Origin of the sequence: Aeromonas sp. QDB11 (assembly GCF_027705265.1) — a bacterium.
GTDB lineage: Bacteria > Pseudomonadota > Gammaproteobacteria > Enterobacterales > Aeromonadaceae > Aeromonas > Aeromonas allosaccharophila.
Genome location: NZ_JAPDBM010000067.1, coordinates 1 through 26412 on the forward strand (window position 1 = coordinate 1; position 26412 = coordinate 26412).

The following is a 26412-nucleotide window of genomic DNA, read 5'->3' on the forward strand; positions in this document are numbered from 1 at the left end:
TTGGGGCATGCAGTCGTGGCAAGCCCTCCGATGCCATATCGGCTCTTGAAGCTGGCTGAGGGTCATGGGTAATCAGGATCTATTTTGTTGGTCAGTGCAAACAGCACTGCTTGTACTTCTTGCCGCTGCCACAGGGGCACGGCTCGTTACGGCCAATCTTGATGGGTGCCTCCACTGGTTGAGAACGTGCCGGGCGCTCGCTGCGTTGCGCCAGAAAGTGGGCATGCAGGATACGAGCGGCAAAGCGGGCCTTGGTGGCTTGTTCTTGCAGGTGTTCATTGCTGAGCGCTTCGAGCGATGTAGGCATCTTCTCCAGGGGTTCAGATATCATCGCCAGTGCGGCAGCTTCAGGAGCAGGTAGCGCGGGCCACGGGGCCAGCTCAAGACCTCCCAGGTAACCACCACACCAGTCGTGGATCAGCGGGACCCATTCCCCGTGTCGCTCAAATTCCGGCGCCACCGGGAAATAGTCTTCAGGCGCATAGGTCATATGACAGAGTTTTTGGGTGAATAGAAGTTGAGCTTGTGATATTAAAAAGTCATCGAAAATACGATTTGGGGGATGCTTGCCCCGGTCAAGAATGGAGTGATGGGGATGCTTCTCGCAAAAAATTGCTACGCAAAGGACAACTTGAAAATTGGAAAAACAATAAAATTGGGCACGTTGTATGAGTATAGAGATATAGAAAGTGCTCAAATCGTCGATGATGGCGAAGGTAAACACTCTTTTGTACTAAATTTTGATGGAACAGTTGATATTGAACCAAAGTGGTTCAATTTCATACTTCAGGGGGCAATCAGCGTAGGGGGCGATGAGAACCATCCACGAATCCTAGGGAGCATGAGCGCAGCGATAGAACATCTTCACATTGTTGAAAATACTGGGCAAATACTCAGGGTACGAGACACACGCGCAAGCATTCATCGAGAAGCTCTTAACGGATTCATTTTTTGTGTATCACGCGTTAGAAAAAAGCGTGATGCTGTTGGATTATTTCCAAACTACGATGACTGTTGGTATATGACGGCATCAAAAGCTCACAGCCTTGGACTTGAGCTTTCAATATTACTCCGTGATCGGATTACCTCCGGACGCCACTCAGGTAATCACATCGTTGATCCAAACGTATCATTAGAAAATCTGTCAATTTACTGCCGACATGAACCAGTGTCTTACTTGAGTCGTGAGATTCATATTTCTGATACCAGCGACTTCACGATAGAACACTTTATGCGCAAAATCTCGGATATGGCTTTTGTGAAGCCCCCCTCTTTCTCAGCAGAAAAAGAGTACCGATTTAGTTTCACTATTGTTGCTGGAGAAATGATCCTTATGCCTACAGTGAAAAATGTTATTTTGAAGGCTGAACACTTAGTTGATTGGACTGTATAGCGTTAGGGAAGGTGCGAACAAGTCCCTGACATGAGATCATGTTTGTCATCTGGAGCCATGGAACAGGGTTCATCATGAGTCATCAACTTACCTTCGCCGACAGTGAATTCAGCAGTAAGCGCCGTCAGACTAGGGAAGGTGCGAATAAGTCATATGGCACGAGAGCATTTACTGGTAACCCATTGATATTAAATGACTAAAATTTTCATTTTTTGTTCGTGGGATACTTGTTCGCACTTTCCTTAGTTGACAGTATAGGAAATTTTAATTCTTACCTTTCTCAAAAGGTAACTGCCTTTTGCGAAAGTCGGCACTCTCTATTGTATCAGGTCCTCGTTTGGAAAAAAATTCCCCGTCCAAATTTGCCTATCAGACGAACCTCCAGGAGGTCGCTACCTCGCCACCGGCAGGTCCTCCCAGCGAGTGGTGTAACAGGGGCTCAGGTGTTCTTGTCGCATCATCCACTCGGCTGACTTCGTGCCTTGGCTGGCAAAGCCTATGCGCCCTAATCCCTTGGCTTTGATCTGGTCCATCACAGCCATCAGCGCATCCGATTGAGCATAGGACGGGGCAAACAGATCTGCCTGTTGCTGCCCCTTGGGGGTGAACTCACTCAGCATGACGCCCCCCTTCTGATAACGGTAACCGTCGCGCCAAATCTGCGGTAGTAGCACGTTCACTTGCTGCAGCAACAACCGAGTGTCATCGCTAGGGCAAACTAGCCGAACGCCAGCCTGCTCACTGTAGTAAGGCGCTCGTTCGTCAAAGGGGCTGGTTCGCACGAACAGGTGCACCCGCTGGCAACACATCCCCTCGGCCCGCAGCTTCTCGGCTGCGCGAGCCATAAAGCCTGACAACGCTTGGGCCATTTCCCCACGGTCAGTCACGCGCTCCCCAAAGGAACGACTTGAGAGGATCTGCTGCTTCGCCGCCGGTTCAACTGTCAGCTCTGCGCAAGGCAGGCCACGCAGCTCCTGTACGATCCGCTCGACCACCACGCCGTATTGGGCGCGTAACCCTTTGGCATCGCTAGCCACCAGGTCAGCCACGGTGTTGATGCCTTGCGCCGCCAACTTGGCTCCCAAGCGCCGTCCTATGCCCCACACCTCATCCACCGGGGTGATAGCCATCAGCCGAGCGCGGCGCAGCTCGTCACGCAAGTCCACGACGCCGCCAGTGGCAGGCCATTTCTTGGCTGCATAGTTGGCCAGCTTAGCAAGGGTCTTGGTGGGGCCGATCCCAACCCCTACCGTTAGGCCGGTCCATTGCCACACTCGCTGCCGGATCTGTTGTCCATAGGCTGTCAGGTCCCCGGCAAACGACTCCGACAGTGACAGGAATGCTTCATCGATGTAAAGGAAAGAAGAACAGCCATGGACATGACTTCAGCTCAGACATTCCGCTACTCAATCTCTGATGTCGGATGTCCATAGAAAGAACCTCTTTTCCAGGAAATTGGGGCTTGAAGTCCATACCTGCGCAATTGCACCCATTTGACCAGTCAATTGCATTGGTACTGACCACCGCGTGCATCCGACTTGGCCAGTGGGCAGCAGAGACGCAACAGGCAGAAACCGGCCAGAAGCAGTCAGTCAATCATGCGTTACAGTGATTTTTTGCAGCTCTTTATAGAGCCGTTAGCTGCTGCCACCAATAATCCATAGGCCTGCCAGTCGTCAGACAGTCTTATTCTCGATCAGACGATTGCCCCGTCGATGACCAGTAGCTCACCGGTGATGGAGCCAGAGTCCGGTCTTCGGATGCAGGACTCCTGGCTTTGCTCACTCAGCGCCGATCCCGGCCATCGGTTCAGTTTGGCCCCAGCCACCGCCCAGAGACCTGAACAGGTCAACCAGCGCAATCTGCCGTTCCGTGCTGATTTGAATTAGTGTGGTCTGGTTGCTAAAGGTGCTGCGCTGGGCGTCAAGATAACGCAGGTAGTCGTCCACGCCGCCCTCGTAACGCGCCTTAGCCAGGGCCATCGCAGCCTCGCTGGAACCGGCCAGAGCCTGGCGGGCAGCCTCCTCGCGGCGCAGGGTGTCGGTGGCGGCCAGGGCATCGGCCACTTCGCGGAAGGCGGTCTGGATGGTGCCTTCGTAGTCGGCCACCGCCGCGTCCTGGCGCACTTCGGCGAGGTCCAGGTTGGCGCGGTTGCGGCCACCGGCGAAGATCGGCAGCGACAGCGTCGGGGCAAAGCTCCAGGCCCGCGAGCCGCCATCGAACAATCCGGACAACTCGGCACTGGAGCTGCCCACCGAACCGGTCAGGCTGATCCGGGGAAAGAACGCGGCGCGAGCTGCACCGATATCGGCATTGCGCGCCTTGAGGCGGTGCTCGCTGGCGAGAATGTCCGGGCGCCGTTCGATCAGTTCCGAGCTGGTGCCGGGGGCGATGTCCTGCAGCACCATCAGGTCGTCGCGGGGCGTCGCGGGCAGCAGGCGAGCGGCATCTGGCGTGCCGAGCAACAGGACCAGGGCGTTGTCCGCCTGGCGTAACTGGCGTTCGGTGCTCTCGCGCTCGGCCCTAGCCTGTTCGGCAAGGCCGACCGCTTCCTGGTAATCCAGGGCGGTGGCGGCCCCCGCTGCACGGCGCTGGCTGACCAGCTCCAGCGAGGCCATGCGGCTGTCCAGGGTTTGTTCGACCAGGGCCATGCGGCGTAGCGCACCATCGCGGGTCAGGTAGGCCTGGATGACCTCGGCAACCAGGCTGATCTGCGTGGCACGGGTCGCCTCCTCGGTCGCCAGGTAGGTCTCCAGCGCGGCCTCGGAGAGGTTGCGCACGCGGCCGAACAGGTCGACTTCGTACTCCGCGAGGCCGAGGCCGACCTGATAGTTGCTGGTCACTTCCGAGCGCCCGGTCTGCGACAGATCGGCAGGCAGGCGCTGGCGGTTGCCGCTGGCATTGGCGTTGATCGAAGGCAGGCGATCAGCACGCTGGATGCGGTACTGGGCACGCGCAGCTTCGATATCCAGCAGCGCCTGGCGCAGGCTGCGGTTGTTGCTCAGCGCCGTATCCACCGCGCGGCGCAAGTCGGCATCGACGATGAAGGTCTGCCAGTCCAGCGCCTGGGCACGGGCGCCCTCCGCGTCGGCGGCTTGCCAGTGCGACGCGACCGGTGCCTGCGGGCGCTCGTAGGTCGGGGCCAGCGAACACCCCGCCAGGGCGGCGATGGCCAGGGGCAGCAGAGCGCGACGGAGCATGAAGTGAGAGGTCATCGCATTACTCCGCTTTATGCAGGGGATGGTTGTCGGTTTGCTGAGGTTTGGTGCGCAGCAGCGACAGCACCCAGACGAAGAAGATCGGCACGAAGATCACCCCGAGCATGGTCGCGCTGAGCATCCCGCCCAGCACCCCGGTGCCCAGTGCGCGCTGGCTCGCAGCGCCGGCGCCAGTGGCGATGGCCAGCGGCACCACGCCGAGCATGAACGCCATGGAGGTCATGATGATCGGGCGGAAACGCAGGCGCGCGGCTTCGACAGCGGCATCGCGCAGCGAGTAGCCGTCTTCCCACAGGTCCTTGGCGAACTCGACGATGAGAATGGCGTTCTTCGCCGCCAGGCCGATCACGGTGATCAGGCCGACCTTGAAGTACACGTCGTTGGGCAGGCCGATGGCAGTCACCGCCAGTACCGCGCCGAGTGCGCCGACCGGCACGATCAGCATCACCGTCAGCGGGATCGCCCAGCTCTCGTAGAGCGCCACCAGCAGCAGGAACACCACGGTGATGGCCAGCGCGAACAGCATCGTCGCCTGGCCGCTGGCGACCCGCTCCTGATACGAAAGCCCGGTCCACTCGTAGCCGATACCTTCGGGCAGCTCGGCAGCGATGCGCTCCAGTTCGAGCATCGCCTCGCCAGTGCTCACGCCGGGCGCGGCGTCACCGGCAATGCGGATCGACGGGTAACCGTTGTAACGCGCGACCTGCACCGGGCCTTCCTCCCAGCTCGTGGTGACGAAAGCACTCAGCGGTACCAGGCTGCCGCTGTCGTTGGGCACATGCAGGCGCAGGACGCTTTCCGGCGTCATGCGCTCGGCCTGTTCGGCCTGTACCACCACGCGCTGCTGGCGGCCGGCGTTGGCGAAGTCGTTGATCACCGACGAGCCGAACGCAGTGGACAGCGCGCTGCTGATCGCTTCGAAGCTGACACCCAGCGTGCGGGCCTGCTCACGGTCGATCACCAGGCGCAGCTGCGGCGCCTCGGCCAGACCTTCCATCATGGCGTAGAGGAACTTCGGATTGCCGTTGACCTTGCCCAGCACTTCATCGCGCGCTGCCAACAGGGCATCGCGGCCGAGACCGGCGCGGTCCTGCAGGCGCAGGGCGAAGCCACCGGAGTTACCAAGGCCTTCAATCGGCGGTGGTGGTACCGACATGATTGCGCCGTCATCGAGGTTGGCGAAGTGCTCGTTGACCGCAACCGACTCGGCTTCCGGCGACTGCGAAGAATCACGCTCAGACCAGTCCTTGAGCAGCGGGAAGGCAATGGCCGCGTTCTCGCCCATGCCGGAGAAGCTGAAGCCAAGCACCAGGAAGGTCGTCTGCACGGCCTCGCGGGCCATCAGAAATGACTCCAGCTCTCCACCAGCGGCCGAGGTACGCTCACGGGTGGCGCCGGGCGGCAGCTGGATGTCGACGATCATGTAACCCTGGTCTTCCACCGGCACGAAGGATTCCGGCAGGCGCATGTAGAGAAAGCCCATCAGCACCACCACGCCCAGGTAGATGAACATCACCCTCCCGGCTCGCGGCACCAGCTTGTCGTTGAGCTTCGTGTAGCGGCTGGTCAGGCTGGTGAACTTGCGGTTGAACCAGCCGAAGAAGCCAGTCTTCTCGTGATGGCCTACAGGAATCGGCTTGAGCAGCGTGGCGCACAGCGCCGGGGTGAAGGTCAGCGCGAGAAAGCCCGAGAACAGAATCGACACCGCCAGCGACAGCGAGAACTGCTGGTAGATCACCCCCACCGAACCCGCCATGAAGGCCAGCGGCAGGAACACCGCCGACAGAACCAGGGTGATACCGATGATCGCCCCGGACACCTGCCCCATCGCCTTGATGGTCGCCGGCACCGGCGCCAGGCCTTCCTCGGCCATGATCCGCTCGACGTTCTCCACCACCACGATGGCGTCGTCCACCAAGATGCCGATGGCCAGCACCATGCCGAACATGGTCATCATGTTCACCGAGAAGCCCAGCAGGTACATGAAGGTCAGGGTACCAAGCAGACACACCGGCACGACGATGGACGGGATCAGGGTGTAGCGCACGTTCTGCAGGAACAGGAACATCACCAGGAACACCAGCACCATGGCCTCGATGAGGGTCATGATGACCTTGTCGATGGCCACGTCGACGAAGCGCGAGGTGTCGTACGGCACGGAGAACTCGACGTTGTCCGGGAAGTTGGCCGACAGCTCGGTCAGACGCTGCTTGACCGCCTCGGCGGTCTGGATCGCGTTGGCACCGGGCGACAGCTGCACGGCGGCGGCAACGGCGGGCTTGCCGTCCTGGCGCGAGCCGAAGTTGTAGTCCTGGCTGCCGACCTCGATGCGTGCCACGTCGCCCAGGGTCAGGCGCGAGCCGTCCTGGTTGGCACGCAGCACGATGGCGGCGAATTCCTGCGGGTTGTCCAGGGTGCCCTTGACCGCCAGGGTCGCCGTCAGCTCCTGCTCGCTGGAACCCGGCGTGCTGCCGAAGGCACCGGCCGGCACCTGCACGTTCTGCGCGCGGATGGCGTTGTTCACGTCATCAATGGACAGGCCGTAGCCAACCAGCTTCTGCGGATCGATCCACACGCGCATGGCCGCCTCGGAGGCGAAGAACTGCAGTTTGCCGACACCGGGTACCCGGCGGATTTCGTTGTTGATACTGCGCGCCGCGTAGTCGGCCAGCGCCGTGACATCGGAGTCCTTGTCGCCATCGGTGTAGCTCAGCGCATAGATCAGCAGGAAGCCGGCGGTGGCCTGCTCGGTCTGGATGCCGAGGGTCAGCACGGCCTGCGGCATGCGCGCCTCGGCCTTCTTCAGACGGTTCTGCACGTCGACCTGGGCCAGTTCGGGGTCGGTCCCCGGCTGGAAGGTGACGGTGATCTCGGCTATGCCGTTGGCGTTGCTGGTGGACTCGAAGTACAGCAGGTTCTTGGCGCCGTTGAGTTCTTCCTCGATGACGCTGGTCACCGAGTCGGTCAGCTCCTGCGCCGAGGCGCCGGGATAGGTGGCGGTCACGGTAATCTGCGGCGGCGCCACGTTGGGGTACTGTGCCACCGGCAGGAACGGAATGACCAGCAGGCCACCTAGCGAGATGAACAGGGCGACTACCCAGGCAAAATTGGGGCGTCGGATGAAAAACAGGGGCATGAATGGTTCTCCGGCTTACTGGGCCTGGGACTGTGGAGCTTTTTCGGCGGCGCCTTGCTCGCGTGGGATGACCTTGGCGCCCGGACGGATAGCCGCCAGCGAGCTGGTGATCACCTTGTCGCCGGCCTGCAGGCCCTCGCTGATCTGCCAGCGCGAGCCTTGCATGGCGCCAGTAGTGACCTGGCGCACCTCGACGGTATCGCCCTCGCCCAGCAGCATCACGCTGGCCTGGCCGTCAGCCGAACGCTGCACGGCACGTTGCGGCACCAGGATGGCGTTCTGGTTGAGCCCCTGCGGCGTGCGCACACGCACGTACATACCCGGCAGCAACACGCCCTCGGGGTTGTCGAACTGCCCTCGCAGGGCGATTTGCCCGGTGCTGCGATCCACCGAGATATCAGTGAACAGCAGCGTGCCCTTGCTCTCGATATCGGTACCATCGACGCGCAGCGACAACGGCTGGTCGCTAGCGCCGGCAACCTTGCCCTCGGCGATGGCCGCGCGCAGGCGCAGGGCGTCGGCAGCCGGCTGGGTGAAGTCGGCGTACACCGGATCAAGTTGCTGGATACGCGCTAGCAGAGTCGCCTCACCCTGGCCTACCAGCGCCCCTTCGGTGACCTGGGCTCGGCCGATGCGTCCGGCAATGGGTGCGCGAACCTCGGCATAGCCCAGGTCCAGGCGGGCGGTTTCGACATTGGCCTGGGCCGATCGCTTGTCGGCCTGGGCACTCTGCAGAGCGGCCTTGGCGTTGTCGAAATCCTGCTGGCTGACGGCGTTGATCTTCACCAGCGGCTCGTATCGGCGAACCATCGCCTGGGCCTGGAACAACTGCGCCTCGGCGCGGGCCAGTTCACCCTGCGCCCGCGACAGGGCCGCTTTGAACGGCGCAGGGTCGATCTGGAACAGCACGTCGCCGGCCTTCACGTCGGCCCCTTCCTCAAAGGTGCGCTTGAGCACGATCCCCGCCACCCGCGCGCGCACCTCGGCGACACGCACCGGCTCGATGCGTCCTGGTAGCTCGGCAACCACGGTGAAGGGCTCGGTCTGCACGCTGAGCACATCGACTTCACGCGCCGGCGCCTCCTCCCCTTGCTCTTCGGGCTTGTCGCAGCCAACCAGGGTCACGGCGACCAAACAGGAGATCACGGAAAAAGTGATCCACTCGCGAAATTTGTTCATATCTCACCCAAGCACGAAGCCAGTACGTAGTCGAAGCCGCGCATGATGCACATCAAAATCAAATGAGTCAATATTGACTCATTTTATTTTGATGTGAACAAAGCTAGTATCCTCTTTGAGAAAAATGAGTGTTCTAGGCAAAATACCCGCATCTGCCTGCGATAGATAAAGAGTGACCGATGGATTTAACTGCTGCCGATGAGAAATTGCTGAAGGCCCTGGCGATCGCCATCGTTGACCACCCGCGAGCCACGTTCAAAGAAATAGCCCAGGCAGCGGGAGTCAGCAAGGCGACGCTAAACAGGTTTTGCGGCGCCCGCGACAACCTGATCGAGATGCTTCTGGATCATGGTTCGGTGGTTATTTATCGGGTCATTGCCGATGCCGATCTTGAGTCGGCGCCCTTGGACGCATTGCATCGCCTGATCGAAGGCCATTTGACTCACAGGGAGTTGTTGGTTTTCCTCTCATTTCAGTGGCGCCCGGACACGTTTGATTTAGATGCAGGCGGCTGCCGATGGCTGCCTTACTCAGAAACGCTGGACGAGTTCTTTCTACGCGGGCAAAAACTGGGCGTATTCCGTATCGATATCGGTGCCCCGGCGCTTACCGAAATCTTCTCCTCCTTGATCTTCGGCCTGGTAGACGCCGAGCGCCGCGGCCGTATCGCACGCGCAGGTATGGCGGCGTTGATCGAGCAATTCTTCCTGAACGGGGCTTGCAACTACCAAACTTAACGGAAAGCAACGCTCAGTTTTTTTCCAACGGGTTGGCGGTGTCCGTTTTTGGCCGTTCTCTGACGGTCGTGACAGTGACACGCCCTGGTCAAGTTGAACGCAATCCGTGGTCAACGCCAACCCAAATTGGTGGTCAAGAGGAGTGCAATTTCGCACATACCTGAGGACTACTCACCACATCGCTTGCGTCGGTAGTAGCTTCCGCACTTTCCCCGTCTCTCACCGCTAAACAGCGCTTTCCGGTAGCGGACTTTAGAGCGGCTTGATACTGGCCAGCATGCAGAAATTCTGCCCGTGTAGCGTCACGACCGGACAAGCCACTAGGGTGGCGGTCAGGAAGGCAGGCAAACGGAACACGGCGAAGCACCTCGAAGGCGCTGGCCACTTGCCATCCAACTGGGCGCGGCCTTTAATCGGCGGATCTGGAAAGGAGACGGATATGCCATTGTTGGACGAGATTATTGGGTGGGCCGGCGGACTCAGACCCTGGCAGCAGGAAGCACTGCGCCGGATATTTGCCCGGGCCGAACTAACCCAAGATGACATCGAGACCATTCTGCGAATGGTTCGCGAGCAAGAACGGGAAGACGCAACCACGGGGGGAGCACGGCCATTCACGCTGGACGACGTACCAGGCGCCGGAAGTGGCGCAACCGTGCGGTTGGTGGGTGTCTCGGGGCTAGACCAGGTAAACGGCTTCCCGTCCGGTCGTGCCTTTGACCTCGCACCGGAGGGCATGACCATTTTCTTTGGTCATAACGGCGCCGGCAAATCCGGCTACGCCCGCGTCTTCAAGAATGCCTGCAACGCTCGGCATCGGGTGGAGGTCCTGCCCGACGCTTTTGGGGCGGCAACCCCAGCTAGACCGCCATCAGCAGATTTCGCCATTTTGGTGGATGGCACTCCGGAAACCGCACGTTGGGTCCAGAACGGGCCGGCCCATTTGCATTTGAGTTCGGTCTCGGTCTACGACGCGGCCTGTGCCAATGACTACATCGACGCGGAAGGGACCCCTGCATTTCAGCCCTACGGACTCACTCATCTGACGCGCCTGGTCCTACTTCAGCGTGATTTACAGGCACGGATTGGGACTGAACGCAATGCCTTGGCTCTGGATACCCGGCAATTCGAACCGCTGAAGGGTGACACCGAAGTCGGCCGCTACATCGCCAAATTAGGTGGGGACTCGGACCGCGCCGTGCTTGCTCGATTAGGGACGGTCGGTGACGATGAACTCCGGCGACTGGAGTTTCTGAAGCGGACATTACTGGAAAGCGATCCTGTGCCGCAGGCGCTGGCCTTGGAACGTTTGGCGACACGCTTGGACCAGGCGCAGCGTCGAGCCGAGGAAGTCCAGCGCTGGGTGAATGATCGTGCCATAGCACGGGCAAAGGAACTGATTACAACGGAAAAAACCGCGCATCTCGCCATGCAACTGGCGCAAGCGCGTCTTCAGGATCGAGACACACTGAACGCCATGGAGTTGCCGGTAACGTCCTCACCCACCGCCACGCTGCTGGAAGGCACAGGAGCTGAACTCTGGCAAACGATGTACCGAGCCGCTGAGGCTTTCTCTCAGCAGACGGCATACCCTGAACATCCCTTCCCGCACCTGGAACCGGACGCTTACTGCGTACTCTGCCAGCAACCTTATTCAACGGATGCCTCGGAGCGCATGCGGCGTTTCGCGGCATTTGTCGCCGACAGCGCCACGGCGGATGCGCAAGCCGCCACGCTTGCGCGCATGAACGCTCTAGGGAAGGTGCAGGCTGTCGATCTAAACGTTCTGGATGTGCCAACACGGGCTGACGTGGAGGAGCGACTGCCCGACCTACACGCTGCCATCACCGCAGCGGCATCGGTCTGGACCGCCCGGCATACTTGGGTTAGCCAAGCCCTGCAAACTGGAAACTGGTCCCCCGAGTCAGAACCGCTTCCTATCGAAGCAAACCTCGATAGTCTCTTCGCCGCCAAAGCTGCTTCGCTCCGAGTCGACGCCAATACCCTGCGGACCTCTGCCGATCCCGCTGTACGCTTGGCGCTGACCCAAGAACTGGCAGAGCTAGAAGCCCGACAACGCCTCGCCAACCAGCTTGGCGCGGTGGAGCGCTTTGTTCAGGACAGTCAGGCCCATGCCACATTGAGCCGCTGCCATGCCGCCCTCAACCCAGCGGCCGTGTCACGCAAACTGACGTCCCTGGCGGCGACGCATGTGACCGAGGCTCTGGCCGCTTCCATGAATGCTGAGTTGAAAGCCCTGGGCTATAAGCGACGGGTGCAACCCGACCTGAGCGGGCGCACAGAGCTGGGGGTGACCAAGGTCACACTGCGCCTGCAGGAAATCACGGCGAAAGCCTCCAAGGTGCTGTCAGAGGGCGAGCAGCGCGCGTTGGGGATGGCTATGTTCCTCGCCGAGCTCGAATCCCTGCCACATACTTCGACCGTTATTTTCGACGATCCGTCTACGTCGCTGGATCACGTATATCGTCGGGCCATAGCTCGGCGTTTGGTAGCGCTGGCTGAGACCCGCCAAGTGCTGGTGTTCACCCATGATGCGGTGTTCCTGACCGAGCTCGCGATGGCGCTTCAGCGTGCTGATCGCTCGGCCAGCTACAAGACCATCGGTTGGGACGAGTCGCCGGGACTAGTGAGCGAGGGGCTGACGTGGGCGACGATGGACACCAAGGCCCGCCTGGCCGATCTCGAAAGTCGTGCGAAAGCGCTGAACGTTCCGGTCGGCAGCGACCCGGATGATGAGCTTGAGCGGCAAATTGCATCGGGATACTCAAGCCTCCGAGGCACTGTCGAGCGCGCCATCCGCGAGGTTTTTTTGAACAATACCGTCCAGCCGTTCAGTGATGTGGTGAGCGTAGAAGCATTTGGTGCTGTCATTGGCCACCCCGCAGAGGAGTGGGAGCAGTTGCTGGCAGTGTATGCGCGGGCCTGCGAAGCTACCGAGGCCCACGACACCCCAGGCGAGCGCCAACTACCGCTTCCCGCGCGCGAGGAGTTGCTCGGCGATATCGCCCAGGTCCTGGAATTAATCAAAAACGCGACTAAACGCCGAACTGCCTACGAGAATCTACGCCGGGAGCGAACCGCGCAACGCAAGAAGCTCTTCGGCGGCTAGCCCGACGTTTCATGCCGGGCTGGTCGGGCATGGCTGTGTTTCTTTCGAATATTGCGAGCTCTCCGTTTCAAAGTTTTTTGTGGCCTCGCGGATTAAGAGGAAGCACATTGGAGGCCGGCAGTTGGCGCTCCAAGTCCGCAATACGGTCGTACAGCTCAAGAATGGTGGCGTCGGCCTCACCGAGTAGGCTGGCTAGGTGGTCACGCTGCTGCGTGATTTCCTCGATCCGTTCTCGAAGTCCACGATTTTTTCTGCGGGCTAATAAGCTGACTTGGCGCACTGATGGCGGACGTTGCTCAGCGTGTCCTTCCACGTACTTTTGGATCTCAGCGATCAGTAGGGGGAAACGAGCTTTTTTCAGTGCAGAGGGGTCGCTGCCGGCTTCCTTGGCAACGTTGTTCTGACTTACGGGCGTCCCCTTCGGCAGTCGTTCGGGCTTGTTGCTCTTCAGCCGCTCGAACGCTGCGCGATACTGCTCGCCGGCACCCATTCGCTTAGCCGGGTCAGCGGATTCAGGTTTGCCGGATGACATGGCGATAATTCTCCACACTACGTTTCTGGGCTTCCAACGAAGACCTTAGCGGACTATCTACCTCGGCAGCGGCCAGGCGCTCATCCAATACTGCCTCCAACACTTCGACTTCGTCGAGTTGCTCGGGGTCATAGAGAACGTCCGCACATGGTTTGGTTTCTCCGGGGGAATCGCCCCCTCCGCAGCGAGCGATATTGTCGATGCCCCCATAGGGACAGGGGGTACGGCTCGTGCAGATGCCCAGCAAAATCGGTCGATGAGTGACTGTCCCCTTCTTAGCCAGATTGATCGCTTTCTTAGCATCAGAGGCTGAGATCAGGCGGACAATCTCAGATTTTCGCTTCTCGCCGTGGGGGCTGACGAATCGGTTGCTCGTCAGCTGTTGCAGCTGTCTACCCAAAGTTTCGTACATGGTGCGGACGTAGTAGGTGTGGGCCTTCTCTTCCAGCCGTACCCTGGAATGGTTTTGCCCGTAGTAGAGACTCATCGCTCTGGCGACGTGCTTTAGCTGAAACTGCAATGAAGCGTCGCTGACCAGCCCGGATGCCTGCATATTCACTGCGCCGGTTCGTCGGAGTTGATGCCAGGCCAATGGCCAGATTTTGCCGACCGCAAACTCGTCGGTCAGCGTCGGCGTCACCAACCGAGCCAATGCGAAATCTTCCGGCGTAATGCGCAATTGCTCAGGGTCGAACAGCTTGTCGAACCACTGAAGCACATGGGCATAGCTCGGAATCGATGGCCGAATCGTGCGGTTGATCTTGGTGAACTTCGTTCCCCACGGTTCAAGGCAATAATCAAGCAGATAGCGCTTGGCCGGATCATCCGGCACCGAGGCCTCGCCGGGGGGAGAATCGCATTCTGCGCGGAGGTCTGCGACCACACGCATGGCTTCAACTGCCACCTGAGCTGACGGGGACGTCACCCAAAGTGCCTCAGAATCCGACATCGTCTTGGTCGTTCGTCCGCGCAATACATGGATGTCGCCAAACTGCGGATCACGTTCTATGTGCAAGCAATCGGCGCGCAGGTTCCAAGCCTCTTCGACTCGCATGAGGCTGAAATTCAGCAGATAGCACAGTCCAGATCGGCTCACGAGGTTGAGGTAGCGACTCAGAGTTTGAATGCGAATTTCGTCGTCGCTCACTCCCAGCCAGCGACGAAATAGTTCCACCATGCCAAACCGATGCGCTGTGTCGATGAATGGGCCGTAGTACTGCCGCCCAGTCCACTTTCCGTTTGATCCATCCGACGGCCACTGAAACGGATAGAACGATTGTGGCCTGCGTTGTCCTTGGAGACTGGCAGAGTTGTGCCGATAGGCAGCCAGACAGAAGCGGAAGCACTCCTCGACTTGGCCTCGATGCGCCAAAAAGTCATCCAGGCATTCACGCAAGCGTGTGATTTGATAGTGCCAAATGCGGGGCGGGATATAGGGGGTCTGGAGCTTCTGGTGGTCGGGCATGGCCGCTGCGAGGCGTGCCAACCCTGCGCGATCCAACAAGGTGAACCCCAGCGCATCCCGCCGCTCGTACAGTTCGTGCAGCAATGCCAAAAACTCACCGTACCGGGAAGCCTGGAGCACCTCCGGGAGAAGGTCGGCAACGCGCGGAAAATGACTCAGTTCGGATGCGAGAATGCCTTCTTGAGTGCACAAGACGAACAGCCGACGCATCTGGTCGAAGCGCGTTTTCAGGCCTCGGTATCCACGGGCTCCATTGGGGCCGTATAGCCACCAGCCGATTACGGTCCGCAATAAATCGGCGTTCGCAGGATCGATCGCGGCGACATATTTCTTAGCTGGGCCATCGCCGAAATTGAGAGTGAGCCGTTTTCCCGCCCACGCGTCGAGCCGCCAAATGGCATCGCCCCAACGGCTCACCACCTGGCCAGCGGCATCTATGATGATAGATTGGCCCCTTGAAGATCCAGACACTTCGCCCCTCTTAACTTAAGAGGTAGTCTTGGAACTATGTTCAGTACTAGTCGCAACGAGAAGATGGTCGAAGTGTTAACAGGGGCTGAGCGCCGTCGACGCCGGACTCCGCAGGAAAAGATCTCCATCGTGCAGCAGACCTTTGAGCCCGGAATGACCGTCTCTCATGTCGCTCGCTTGCACGACGTCAACGCCAACCAGCTTTTCAAATGGCGTAAGCAATTCCAGGAAGGCTCTCTCACGGCGATCACCGCCGGTGAGGATGTTGTTCCTGCCTCAGAGTTGGCTGCTGCCATCAAGCAGATCCGAGAGCTCCAGCGTCTGCTCGGGAAGAAGACCATGGAGAACGAGATCCTCAAAGAAGCCGTGGAGTATGGTCGAGCAAAAAAATGGATTGCGCATGCGCCCTTGTTGCCGGGGGACGACGATTAAGTGCTGTGAGCCAGGCTCTTAATGTATCGCGTGCGCAGCTATCCGTTCGTGTTCATCGAAAACCAGGTTGGCAAGATGGTCGTCATCATCGCCAGCATGATGATGCTGCCTTACTTGGCCGGATCATGGAGGCGATGGCTGAGCTTCCCTCCTATGGCTATCGCCGAGTCTGGGCGCTGTTACGGCGTCAGTCAGAGGCAACACGACAGCCTGTGGTAAACGCCAAACGGGTATATCGCGTCATGCGCGATCATGGACTGCTGCTGGAAAGAAAACCGGCTACACCATTGACCCCGCGGGCACATAAGGGGCGTGTTGCCGTCAAAGAGAGCAATCGACGTTGGTGCTCAGATGGCTTCGAGTTTCGCTGTGATAACGGTGAAAAACTACGAGTCACGTTCGCCATGGACTGCTGTGACAGGGAAACCTTGGATTGGGCTGCCAGTACCGGGGGTTACGACAGTGACACGGTGCAAGATGTCATGCTGAGGTCTGTCGAACGTCGCTTTGGGGATTCGTTGCCGGCATCACCGGTGGAGTGGCTGACTGATAATGGCTCGGCGTATCGAGCCCATGAGACCCGCGCGTTTGCACGAGAAATCGGGTTGGAGCCCAGAACTACTGCGGTGAGAAGCCCACAGAGTAACGGTATAGCGGAGAGCTTCGTGAAGACGATGAAGCGAGACTATATCGAGATGATGCCGAAACCAGATAGCCGAACAGCGGTAGGCAATTTGGCCATCGCGTTTGAGCATTATAACGAGCACCACCCGCACAGCGCCTTGGGATACCGTTCACCCCGGGAATTTCTGCGCAGTCGGGTATCACAACCCTAAGCGGGAAAAAGTGTCTGGATCTATGGGGTCAAATCCAGATGACCGGCCAATCACGCTGCGGTGGCCAGCACGGCGGACGGTAGTTCGGCGCATCAGGAATCGCTAGGGGCGAGTCGATGCCGAGGCCAAGTTCGGAAAGAATATTTTTCGTCATGCTGATCTTTGTCGCAGTTCTGCCAATTGGATGAAGCCATCCCAGGCCGGGTGGTAGTCACCTTCACTTATGCGCGCTCTGGCTTCTTCGACCCAAAGCCTGCGGACCTCGCTACTTTCTTCGAAGAAGCGCAGTTTGGCCGTCAGCCGATCGATCACTAGCAGGGCCGGATGCTCTGTCGTCAGGTGCTTACCCGAACTGGGTGGGCGGTAGCGTGCCAGTTCAAGCGATTTGAGGTGGCGCAAGCTACCGAGAGACCACACATGATCCTCACTTTCGATATCCCGGTGCTGGGTACAGAACAGGCAACCGGCAGCATTGATGCAGTCGGGTCGCGGACCATTCTTCGGCATCGTGCCCACTGGTTCAGGTGTGGCCGATACACATCTACCAGGAGCAGGAGGTGAAAGGGACGGATCGGTTTGCTGATGGAAGCGCGTAATTTCCACCATAGCGATCTGCGGATGGGGGTCGGCATATACGCGTATCAGCGTTTGCACCGTATGCTGGGCCAACTCCGCAACCTGTTGGGGATTCTGGGACTCCCGAAGCAACCAGTTGATGCGCGTCCCGCGCAGTTTTCGCGGTCTCACTATCGGTATGCCAAGCTCGCGGCAGATGCGCGTAACGTTCGTGAACTGCGTCGCCTCTTCTAGGATTCGTCCCCCGCTACGTATAAGCGGAAAGAGCAAACCATCCGGCTCATTGGGAAACCATTCGGAACGCCATTCGAGATAGCGCTCGAACCACTCTCGATAACTGGCAAAAATCTCGAATAGCACTTCTCCTTCCCGTCGTTTTTTGTAGGTACGTACCTGGTAGCCGTCTAAGTGGCTGGTGTAATGAAACTGCTCAACCCGCAGGGTATGTGCTTGCTGGAGGTTCATACCGGTCTGGGCGATGAACATCAGCAATTCACTCTCGATCCGTAAATTGACGATGGGGAAACGGGTCCGCAGTGTCCGATCTGCATCGTGGGCGGCACGCGCCGCCAGGGATGCTTCGATTTGCGCTTGGTTTTGCGGCCTGGTACGGCGGGCCGCTACTTTCTCGGGGCTCTGCAATCCCGACCATAGTTCCAGCACTTGGCCGGTGCGTAACGAAATACACACTGGGAGGGGGGCCATTGTCCCCCTCCAGGTCAATGCCTCGCATACGTCAGCTAGAAGGTGTCCGAATGCGAAGGTGTTTTGCAGACTCTGCTTGTCCGCTTTGCTCGTATGTACCTTGCCTTTGCCGCGCGGCTTGCGAATACGTGTGCTCTTGCTCAGGCTTGCTTGGCGGTCCAATGCTCGGTCCAGCATCGTCGCCGTGAGCCTGGTGAGATCGTACAGGGACCCTTCGCTGAAATTACGTTCGACTCGATGACGCTGGAGCAAGTGATCGGTCCAACGAATGAACGTGTCGGCCGCCGTCTCGAGACTGAGATTCACGTTTTCTGAATCGATCCAGGCAAAGAATCGACGTAATGCACTGATCTTGTTCTGCACCGAGAAGCGACTTCCGCCACCAGCAAGGTCGTCAGTCATGTGCTCATGCAGCCGCGTCACCAGCTCGAAACGTTCCGGCAAGGGACTGCCGAGTTCGCTCTGCGCGATCTGGCGGCCCACATGCTTCACCTTTGCTGCTGCACCTCCGCGAAACAGCAGTGGCCGGAGGTCCCAGGGCGTTTCAGTGGCCCCATACTCAAGCATCGGGAAAGTGAGGTCGAATTCGGAACTATCCATCGTACCGCGCCCCAGCGCCGATCCCGCTAAATGCCGCCATGAAGCTATTTGAGAGGGCTTGTTTGATCGGCAGTGCCTGTACGAATCGGATGTATTTGAAGGTGGTGGCTTCAGAGTTAGGCCCGTGGAGCAACGCGTCGCTGACCGTCGCAATTACAATAGCGACATCGGCACAAGCCGATAGCGCCAGACGTGCCAATTCGGTACCGAAGGTGCAGCGCGACTGATGGAAGCGGAATTTACGGAGCACCTGTAGTTCTGCTTTGACGCCCCGTTTTCGAAACTCGGACATCTCAACATTCACAGCAGATGACTGATCGGTGCCGCGCCTGCCATAGGCGTTACCAAAGCGGGTCAAGAACAGCAAGTCACGATTCTCGGGCGAGGCTTTCGCCTCTCGTTCCATCCTCCGCCAGCCTTTGGCATATTCCAGCAATTCATCACGCAACGCTTCGGGTATCCAGACCTGGCCAGTCACACCGAATTTCGTGTGCACTGGCGGAGCTGCGCCTGGACCAACTGCAAGGCGTAGAAGCCCTTCAGCGGAAGGGTCGGGGGCGGCGCGCTCCAGAGACTGAATCTTGAGATCACAGATGCTGCCGAGCCGCATCCCGGTAAAAAATCCAAGGGCCAACATGAGGTAGAGCTCGGGCGTGGCGTTCTCTGCGGCGAAATCCAGAATTGCATCGCGATCGGTCTCCGAGACTGGCAACAGCCCATCTTCAAGCGTTTGGCCTGGGCGCTTACGGTTCGGGATGCTGAGGTCGGTGGTGGTTCCGCTGATCGTTCGCTCGAACCCCACCCGGTCGAAGTATTTAACGACGTAGGGCTTTTCCCGCCACAGCTGGACGTGTGGAGAAAGAAGCTCCCTATGCCTTACCCACCGATAGAACATGATGCAATTGCGCATGTACTCAGACGCCGTGGATGGGCTGATCTGGCCGGCATCGCGCATCTTGATCAACGCCCCTCGGTATAGCACCAGGCAGCGGTCAGCTTTGCGAGCGGGAAACTCGAACCACTGCAAATCACGAGATTCAAGAAATTTAGCGTAATTGAGAAGGCCATTCATGTTACTGGCAACGGTCTTAAGAGAAGCGTCACCAGTCGTTGCTCGCTCCACTGCCCACAGGTTTGCCTCCCTCCAAGGTGCATAGTCTGCCCAAAAGATTTGGGGCAAGCCCTCAATGGATGGCCGGCTGCTACTGGGGGAGTATGCGACGGCGTTCTCTCTGCGCACGAGGTAATGGGGCACGAAATGAATGCGCTCTAGCGTCGCCATTCAACGCCCCTGGGACGCTTAACAATGTCCATAGATAGAACTCAATAGCTTAGGCGTCCGCACTATACAACTTACTCTTATCGATGGAGTAGACCTCCAGCTCGGGGGCCATGGTCTCCAACGTGCTCATCACCCTGCCAGACATATCGCCATAGAGCGCGTAGTTGGAGCTGAATGCCACACCGCCATGCGCCTCGAACTGCTCGCGGATCTTGAAGTAGGGCCCGGCCATCTTGATACCCATCGCCTTGGCCTCGGGGCTGCGTGACACCACGCATCCATCGTTGTTGGAGAGCACCACGATCGGGCGGCCACGCAGCTCAGGGCGAAACAGCCGCTCACAGCTGGCGTAGAAGTTGTTTACATCAACGAGCGCTATAGCCATCACGCTGCCTCAGATTGCCAATCACATGGGTGACCACTCCGAACAGCTCCAGGGAGAGGCTCATACAAGGGTCGATAGGCGCGAACGCCGGATTGGCTGGCAACAACCGCAACCTCGGCTTGAGCTGCAAGGTCTTTACCGTGAAGCCGCCATCGAGTAGTGCAATCACCACATCACCATGGCGCGGGGTCAGGCTCTTATCGACCACCAGCAAGTCACCGGGAAAGATGCCGACCCCGGTCATGCTCTCCCCCTCGGCACGCAGATAGAAGGTTGCTGCAGGGTGCGGCACGCAGTGGGTGTTGAGGTCCAACTTCCCTTCCAGATAGTCGCTGGCTGGGCTGGGAAAGCCGCAAGAGGCGCGGTGCAAGAACAGCGGGATGGTCACCTCGGCGGGTGATGGGTCTGGGGTTAACAGCTTCATGGCAAAACACCTGTATTTATATACAGCCATTATAGCGCACCACCTTTGAACCAGTGCAAGTCCCGCATGCCACTGATGGCGTACCATGGCGCTAATAGATAACAAAGAGGTCAGTATGAGTCACAATCTGTGTCTCAGCCTTGATTCCAGTTGGGTGGTTATGTGGATCCCCAGTCAGTTGGAGAGCCGGGGCTATTCATAAAGACACGCTATCTCACGGTTTCTGATGAGACAGACCAAGTTGAAATCGCTAGAATATGCCAATTTATTTATGTCATTAAGCAGAGAGCGATGCTCGGGCAACCAATCCATGTAACAAGCGTATCCTCGGCATACGAGCTGCAAGCGGAAGCCAACAAGGCCCTGTTGAGAATGAGTGTCCAATCTAGCGCCTTGGTGCTAGTCATCAACTCACCTACACAAATCATCAGGTCTGCTCGTGAAACAGAAGGGCTGACATGTTTTGAGCTTTCAGAACAGTTATGTGAGCGGCTGTTACCGCTATCATGCAATGACCGGTCTCGCCATGTTTCAGACATCATTGCTCAAATGCTGAATGGCATAGCGTCTGATGTTGTATGGCTAGACAGGATCCAAGTTTTGTTTGAGCCAACGTTGGAACTAGACCCACTGCGTCAGCTCCAGGATTTAGCTCGCCTCAAACCTATCGTGGCCATCTGGCCTGGTCAGATTACAGAACGATTTCTAACCTTTTCCGTCCCCGGACGGGACGACTATCAATCTTACTCTGCGAATGATTTGGCCAACGTGCCCATCATTCACGTTACCGAGCAAAGGGGATAAAAATGAAAAAGTACGGGGAGCTCATTCAGTTCGAGCCCGTCACCACCATCATCAAACTCAAAGAGTCGGCAGAACAGTCAAAGGCTCAGCAGTTGGTGGCCTCATATGTCATCTCGGACAAAATGTCGCAAAAGCTGGCGGACATCATCATTCCTCAGCTTCAGTTTGACGAATCCGTTGATAACAAATCTCTCTGGGTGGTAGGTAACTACGGTTCCGGTAAATCACATTTGATGTCGGTGATCTCGGCCGTCGCCGAGTTTCCAGAATTGGCCCAATTCATCACTAACGACAAGGTGCGTGCAGCCGCGAACAAGATTGCTGGCAAGTTCAAAGTTATCCGCTTTGAAGTCGGAGCGAGCAAAAAAGCCTTTGCCGATATTGTCACCGACAACTTGACATCAGGCCTGGCTGAGATGGGTATTGACTACCAATTTCCGGCTATGGATGAGATCTCATCCAATCATAAACCCTACTTTGAAGAGATGATGGCGCTGTTTCACGAGCGTTATCCCGACCAAGGTTTGCTGCTGATTTGTGACGAGATCCTCGATTACCTGCGCTCTCGTAATCAGCAGCAACTGCCGTTGGATATGGCCATGATGCGTGTGATGGGTGAAGTTATCGATGGTACCCGTTTCCGTTTCATCTGTGGTGTGCAAGAAGCTATCTTCGATAGCACGCAACTTGCATTCGCCACTCAAGAAGTCAAACGTATCCGTGATCGGGCCGAACAGGTGCTGATCACCCGTGACGATATCAAATATGTCGTCGCTGAACGTCTGCTCAAAAAAGATGCCCAGCAATTGCATTGGATCCGCGAATATCTGCAGCAATTCACCCCCTGCTTTGATCGCATGAACGAACGCCTCGACGAGTTTGTGCGCATGTTCCCAGTGCACCCTGACTACATCAACACCTTCGAGCGTGTGCGGGGCGCGGGTATTGAGCAACGCCAGGTACTGCGTAGCCTCTCGCGCCAGATGCAAGCCTTGATGGAACAGGTTGTACCTGTCGATAAGCCGGGAGTGTTTTCTTACGACACTTACTGGGATGAGCTCAGAGGCGACCCTAGCGCCAAAACCAACCCAGAGATCGGTCAGGTTATTGAGGTCGGTGAGACCCTGTTTACGCGAATCGATCAAGCCTATCCCACCGCGACAGAGATCGATTTTGCCAAGCGCTTAGTCGCCGGATTGGCCATCCATCGTTTGTCCGTGGGTGATGTCTATAACGAGATGGGGGCTACAGCCGCCGAACTGCGTGATTCCCTTTGCCTCTATCTACCCGGCATCGAAAAGTTGCCAGGGGAAAAGAGCAAAAATTTGGAAACCCAGATCGTTGCGGTATTGACCAAGATCCGCAAAACCGTCAACGGCCAGTTCTTCTCGAAGAACAAGGCCAATGATCAGTTTTTTTTGGATTTGAAAAAGACCGAAGATTTTGATGCATATATCGAAAACAAGGTGCCCTTGCTGACCGATGACAGCCGTAATGGTGCTTATCGTGAAGCCATGCTGCAGATCCTGGAGGAAACTGATACCCAGCAACCGAATATTCAGATGTGGCGGCACGAGCTCAAATGGTTGGAGCGTAACGTCAACCGCCCCGGCTGGATGTTCCTCGGCTCTCCTAATGAGCGAGAGACAGCCAAACCGCCGCTCGACTATTACATGTACTTTATTCAGCCCTACAACCCGCCCAAGCTGAAAAAAGAGTTTATCCGTAGCGATGAAGTGCTGTTTGTCCTGCAAAACGCCGACGCCGAGTTTGATCGTTGCTTGAACTACTACGCAGCAGCTATCGACTTACATGCTTCGGCCACGGGCAATGCCAAGAATGTGTATAAACTCAAGGCTGAAGGCTATCTCAGAGAGATGCAGACTTGGCTAAAGAGCCACTTCAAAGAGGCTTACATTGCCCAATATAACGGGCAAAACAAGCCGATGATGGACTGGCTAAAAGGCACCTCGGTGCGCAACATCTCCGGACTTGGTGATAGCCAGATCGGCAGTCTGAAAGATATCTTCGAAGCCGTTGCCAGCCATATTTTGGCCAATCATTTTGAAGCATTGGCACCCGAGTATCCCAGCTTTAGCCAATGGATCACCTACGAGAATATCGAAAGCGCAGCCAAGGATGCGTTAAGTGTCGTCTCCGGTGGTGCGGCCACCAAGCGCGCCAATGCCGTGCTCGATGCATTGGAATTACTTGATGGCGATAAAATCGCTCCGCTGCAATCGCGCTATGCCCAAGCCGTTTTGGCTGTCTTGCAAAGCAAGCAGCAAGGGCAAGTGGTCAATCAGACCGAATTGCTGGAGGCTATCAACTCCCGCCTCTACTTTAAGCCAGATAGCTTCCGCCTGGAGCCTGAATGGCTTCTGGTGCTGATCGCCTGTTTGGTTTACAGCGGTGAGCTTGAGTTGGTGGTGGTCGGCCATACCTTGACCGCCAGCGATGTGGTCAAGTTCAAGTCCATCCCCTTTGATGTGCTGAGAGATTTTAAACATATCCAGGCACCCAAGGATTTTAATATCACCGCCTTAAAAGCCCTACTCACCCTGCTTGAGATGAACGATGGCCTAGCCACCTCAATTCAGCAAGGCGATGAAGGCGTGGTGCGGGAAATGTTAAAGCGCACTGAGGCGCTGATTAACGAGCTGGTCAAGGGGCAGCAGAGCGTTAAGGATCGCTTGCCGCTGTGGGGGCAATCAGTACTGGAAGAGAGCGAGGAGCAGACGCTCTCCGCCCAGCTGAGCGAGCTGAAGAACTTTTTGGAAACTATTGCCCGCTACGACAAACCGGGCAAGCTGAAAAATCTTAAGGTGACTGCCGCCGACATCGCCACATACCAACAGATGCTGCAGGCATGGCACAACTTTGTGCAGCTTAAAACCGTAGTGGGCGATCTAGCCCCCCTCTGCGCCTATCTCAAAGAGGCGCAGCAGGTATTGCCTGAATCTCACGCTTGGCAAGAGCAAGTCAAGCAGGCGCGTGATGCCCTACGCCAAGGTTTGGCCAACCCGTCACAGCGCGGTGATGACAGCTTTAAGGCCGCGCAGCTCAGCACATTGTCGGCGCTGAAAACCGACTATGCCAAACACTATGTTGAGCTTTATATGCGAGCGCGTCTCGACGGCAACGAAGAGAAGATCAAAGCCAAGCTGTTGAATGACGAACGCTTGGCTGAGCTGGAGATCTTAAGCGGTATCGCCTTGCTCCCGGCCACACAACTGGCTGAGTGGCGTAAGGAGGCGGCGCAATTGCAAGCCGCCAAGCCTATCGACCCCAAGCTGCTGGCGATGAATGCCAACCCCATGGAGTTTAATGCTCGCCAAGAGAGCGGCAAGGCGCCAGCCAGTGCACAATTGAAGAGCCTGGAGCTGCGGCTCGACAGCCTGCAAAGTGATTGGCTCAGTAACCTGAGCAGCTTGCTGGATGACCCCTTTATTAATCTGGATCTGCTCAAAGCCGAACAGGCACAGTTAATTCGTGATTTTATTCAGCAAGGGCAGCTACCTGACCCTCTGGACTTCAGCTTTGTACAGATTGTGAATCTAGTATTGGCTGGTTTAGAAGAGGTGCGAATTAGCACCACGGACCTGGTGAAAGGGCTCGGACAAGGACTACCTCTCAGCCACAAAGAAGTGAGTGATCGTTTCAATCAACTGCTCACCAAGCTCTGTCAGGGCAAGGATCTCAATAAAGTCCGTATCATCATCGATTAATTAAGAGTCGCGGGTGCGGTATAAACTGCACCCGCTATAGGAAACGCCATGCAACAAGACAGCTTATTCTCCACTGATAGCCCAGAACAAGATCAGACGGCAGGCTCTGTGACCTGCTTGGGCAAAACTTTTGCCAACGATCAGGCTCGGCGTGATTATTTTTTAGCCCTGCTGGCAGAAAAACTAAAAGATCCCGAATTTCGTAACATCGAAGGCTTTCCCATCGGTAGTGATGAAGATATTTTAAATCTTAGTGATCCACCCTATTACACGGCCTGCCCTAACCCTTGGATTGGCGATTTTGTCGCAGCATGGGAAGCACAAAAGCCTGCCGGTGATGAGGCATATCATCGTGAGCCTTTTGCGGCAGATGTCAGTGAAGGGAAAAATGACCCTATTTATAATGCCCACTCCTATCATACCAAAGTGCCGCATAAGGCGATTATGCGTTATATCCTCCACTACACCAATCCTGGTGATATAGTCTTTGATGGCTTCTGTGGAACAGGGATGACAGGGGTTGCTGCTCAAATGTGTGGTGACCGCGAAGTTGTTATATCTCTCGGTTATCAAGTGGGGGCGGACGGTACCATTTTGCAGGAAGAGATGGACGAAGAAGGCAAAAATGTTTGGAAGCCATTTTCAAAATTGGGCGTTCGAAGAGCAGTAATTAGTGATCTCTCTCCTGCGGCTACCTCTATCGCAAATGGTTACAATTTACTGGCAGAGTGTGAGCCAGGCCTATTCAAAAAAACCGTTGAGAAGTTATTAGAGGATGCTTCACGAGATATAGGATACCTGTATGAAACAATATCACCATCTGGGGTGAAGGCAAAAATTGATTATGTAATATGGTCAGATGTATTTATTTGTAGCAACTGTGCAGAGGAAATAGTTTTTTGGGATGAGGCAGTTGATTACGAAGCAGCAAAAATTAAATCTGAGTTTGATTGTCCGTGCTGTGGAGCAAATCTTACAAAAGCAAAACTTGACCATGCAATAACGACTCAATTTGATCGTAAACTTAATATTAATAGAATTGGTAATAAACAGATACCAGTTTTTATTGCGGCTAGCAATGGCCGACAAAAATTTACAAAAAGACCAGATTCTCAAGATGTTTTATTCATTGATTCATTAGTAGACAAGGTTAACGAATACTGGTTCCCTACCAATCGGATGATGAATTCAGAGGATGATGTTCAGAAATGGGGAGACAAGTGGAGAGCGGGTACCTCAAATTTTAAATATGTTCACGAACTTTATACCAATAGAAATAGTATTGTTTTAGGGTATATATGGAAACCTGATTACCCATGACCCTCAGCCAGCTTCAAGAGCCGATATGGCATCGGAGGGCTTGCCACGACTGCATGCCC

At 56.8% G+C, this 26412-nt stretch carries 16 protein-coding genes and 2 pseudogenes; 7 read left to right on the top strand and 11 right to left on the bottom strand.

Annotated elements, in window-relative coordinates:
* Nucleotides 1-91: 91 nt before the first annotated feature.
* Nucleotides 92-490 (bottom strand): SEC-C metal-binding domain-containing protein, encoded by a 399-nt coding sequence (locus OKC40_RS18340; RefSeq protein ID WP_113738909.1) that lies wholly within the window; start codon nucleotides 488-490, stop codon nucleotides 92-94.
* A 105-nt stretch (nucleotides 491-595) separates the two neighbouring features.
* Between OKC40_RS18340 and OKC40_RS18345 the strand changes: the two genes are divergently transcribed.
* Nucleotides 596-1393, top strand: coding sequence for a hypothetical protein (locus OKC40_RS18345; protein ID WP_162628343.1), 798 nt, complete (start codon nucleotides 596-598; stop codon nucleotides 1391-1393).
* Between the two features lie 392 nt (nucleotides 1394-1785).
* Here OKC40_RS18345 and OKC40_RS18355 read toward each other — a convergent pair.
* The 4 genes and pseudogenes from OKC40_RS18355 to OKC40_RS18370 all read right to left on the bottom strand — a co-directional run.
* Nucleotides 1786-2745, bottom strand: a pseudogene (locus OKC40_RS18355) (DinB/UmuC family translesion DNA polymerase); the annotation flags it as partial.
* A gap of 429 nt (nucleotides 2746-3174) precedes the next feature.
* Nucleotides 3175-4608 (bottom strand): multidrug efflux transporter outer membrane subunit TOprJ1, encoded by a 1434-nt coding sequence (locus OKC40_RS18360; RefSeq protein ID WP_003152694.1) that lies wholly within the window; start codon nucleotides 4606-4608, stop codon nucleotides 3175-3177.
* A 4-nt stretch (nucleotides 4609-4612) separates the two neighbouring features.
* Nucleotides 4613-7747, bottom strand: coding sequence for a multidrug efflux RND transporter permease subunit TMexD (gene tmexD / locus OKC40_RS18365; RefSeq protein ID WP_088813949.1), 3135 nt, complete (start codon nucleotides 7745-7747; stop codon nucleotides 4613-4615).
* A 15-nt stretch (nucleotides 7748-7762) separates the two neighbouring features.
* Nucleotides 7763-8926, bottom strand: a complete 1164-nt coding sequence (locus OKC40_RS18370; protein WP_034039546.1) for a multidrug efflux RND transporter periplasmic adaptor subunit TMexC3 — start codon at nucleotides 8924-8926, stop codon at nucleotides 7763-7765.
* Between the two features lie 179 nt (nucleotides 8927-9105).
* On the opposite strand from OKC40_RS18370, the gene OKC40_RS18375 reads away from it, so the two are divergent.
* Both OKC40_RS18375 and OKC40_RS18380 read left to right on the top strand, forming a co-directional pair.
* Nucleotides 9106-9663, top strand: coding sequence for a TetR/AcrR family transcriptional regulator (locus OKC40_RS18375; RefSeq protein WP_143237244.1), 558 nt, complete (start codon nucleotides 9106-9108; stop codon nucleotides 9661-9663).
* A gap of 439 nt (nucleotides 9664-10102) precedes the next feature.
* Complete coding sequence (locus OKC40_RS18380) at nucleotides 10103-12793, top strand: AAA family ATPase (RefSeq protein ID WP_034066276.1); 2691 nt, start codon at nucleotides 10103-10105, stop codon at nucleotides 12791-12793.
* Between the two features lie 67 nt (nucleotides 12794-12860).
* Here the strand turns inward: OKC40_RS18380 and OKC40_RS18385 are convergent, their stop codons facing one another.
* A complete protein-coding gene (locus tag OKC40_RS18385; RefSeq protein WP_075116600.1) occupies nucleotides 12861-13325 on the bottom strand; it encodes a hypothetical protein in 465 nt (154 codons plus the stop codon).
* On the bottom strand, nucleotides 13306-15207 hold the full coding sequence (locus tag OKC40_RS18390) for a hypothetical protein (protein ID WP_270796477.1): 1902 nt from the start codon (nucleotides 15205-15207) through the stop codon (nucleotides 13306-13308). The genes OKC40_RS18385 and OKC40_RS18390 overlap by 20 nt, the downstream gene beginning before the upstream one ends.
* 117 nt (nucleotides 15208-15324) lie before the next feature.
* Between OKC40_RS18390 and OKC40_RS18395 the strand changes: the two genes are divergently transcribed.
* Nucleotides 15325-16529, top strand: a protein-coding gene (locus tag OKC40_RS18395) for an IS3 family transposase (RefSeq protein WP_128274605.1) whose coding sequence is annotated in 2 segments (ribosomal slippage) — nucleotides 15325-15643 and nucleotides 15643-16529 — 1206 coding nt in all. Because the reading frame shifts where the segments join, the coding sequence is not laid out codon by codon here.
* 150 nt (nucleotides 16530-16679) lie between these two features.
* On the opposite strand, the gene OKC40_RS18400 is transcribed toward OKC40_RS18395, so the two are convergent.
* From OKC40_RS18400 to umuD, 4 genes and pseudogenes are all read right to left on the bottom strand, one after another.
* On the bottom strand, nucleotides 16680-18410 hold the full coding sequence (locus tag OKC40_RS18400) for a site-specific integrase (RefSeq protein ID WP_034066273.1): 1731 nt from the start codon (nucleotides 18408-18410) through the stop codon (nucleotides 16680-16682).
* On the bottom strand, nucleotides 18403-19692 hold the full coding sequence (locus OKC40_RS18405) for a site-specific integrase (RefSeq protein ID WP_025297805.1): 1290 nt from the start codon (nucleotides 19690-19692) through the stop codon (nucleotides 18403-18405). Before OKC40_RS18405 ends, OKC40_RS18400 begins: the two co-directional genes overlap by 8 nt.
* Nucleotides 19693-19759: 67 nt before the next feature.
* Nucleotides 19760-20077: pseudogene (locus tag OKC40_RS18410) on the bottom strand (Y-family DNA polymerase); the annotation flags it as partial.
* Nucleotides 20058-20501: a translesion error-prone DNA polymerase V autoproteolytic subunit gene (gene umuD / locus OKC40_RS18415; protein WP_024945037.1), complete on the bottom strand. Its 444-nt coding sequence runs from the start codon at nucleotides 20499-20501 to the stop codon at nucleotides 20058-20060. The pseudogene OKC40_RS18410 and the gene umuD, both read right to left, overlap by 20 nt.
* A 150-nt stretch (nucleotides 20502-20651) precedes the next feature.
* Between umuD and brxF the strand changes: the two genes are divergently transcribed.
* Genes brxF through OKC40_RS18430 form a run of 3 tightly spaced genes read left to right on the top strand, consistent with a single transcriptional unit; the run spans nucleotide 20652 to nucleotide 26353 of the window.
* A complete protein-coding gene (gene brxF / locus OKC40_RS18420; protein ID WP_270796479.1) occupies nucleotides 20652-21305 on the top strand; it encodes a BREX-3 system P-loop-containing protein BrxF in 654 nt (217 codons plus the stop codon).
* A gap of 2 nt (nucleotides 21306-21307) precedes the next feature.
* Complete coding sequence (locus OKC40_RS18425) at nucleotides 21308-25033, top strand: DUF6079 family protein (RefSeq protein WP_180911160.1); 3726 nt, start codon at nucleotides 21308-21310, stop codon at nucleotides 25031-25033.
* Nucleotides 25034-25081: 48 nt separating this feature from the next.
* Entirely contained in the window at nucleotides 25082-26353 is a 1272-nt protein-coding gene (locus OKC40_RS18430; RefSeq protein WP_270796481.1) for a DNA methyltransferase, read from the top strand.
* The last annotated feature ends 59 nt before the right edge of the window (nucleotides 26354-26412 follow it).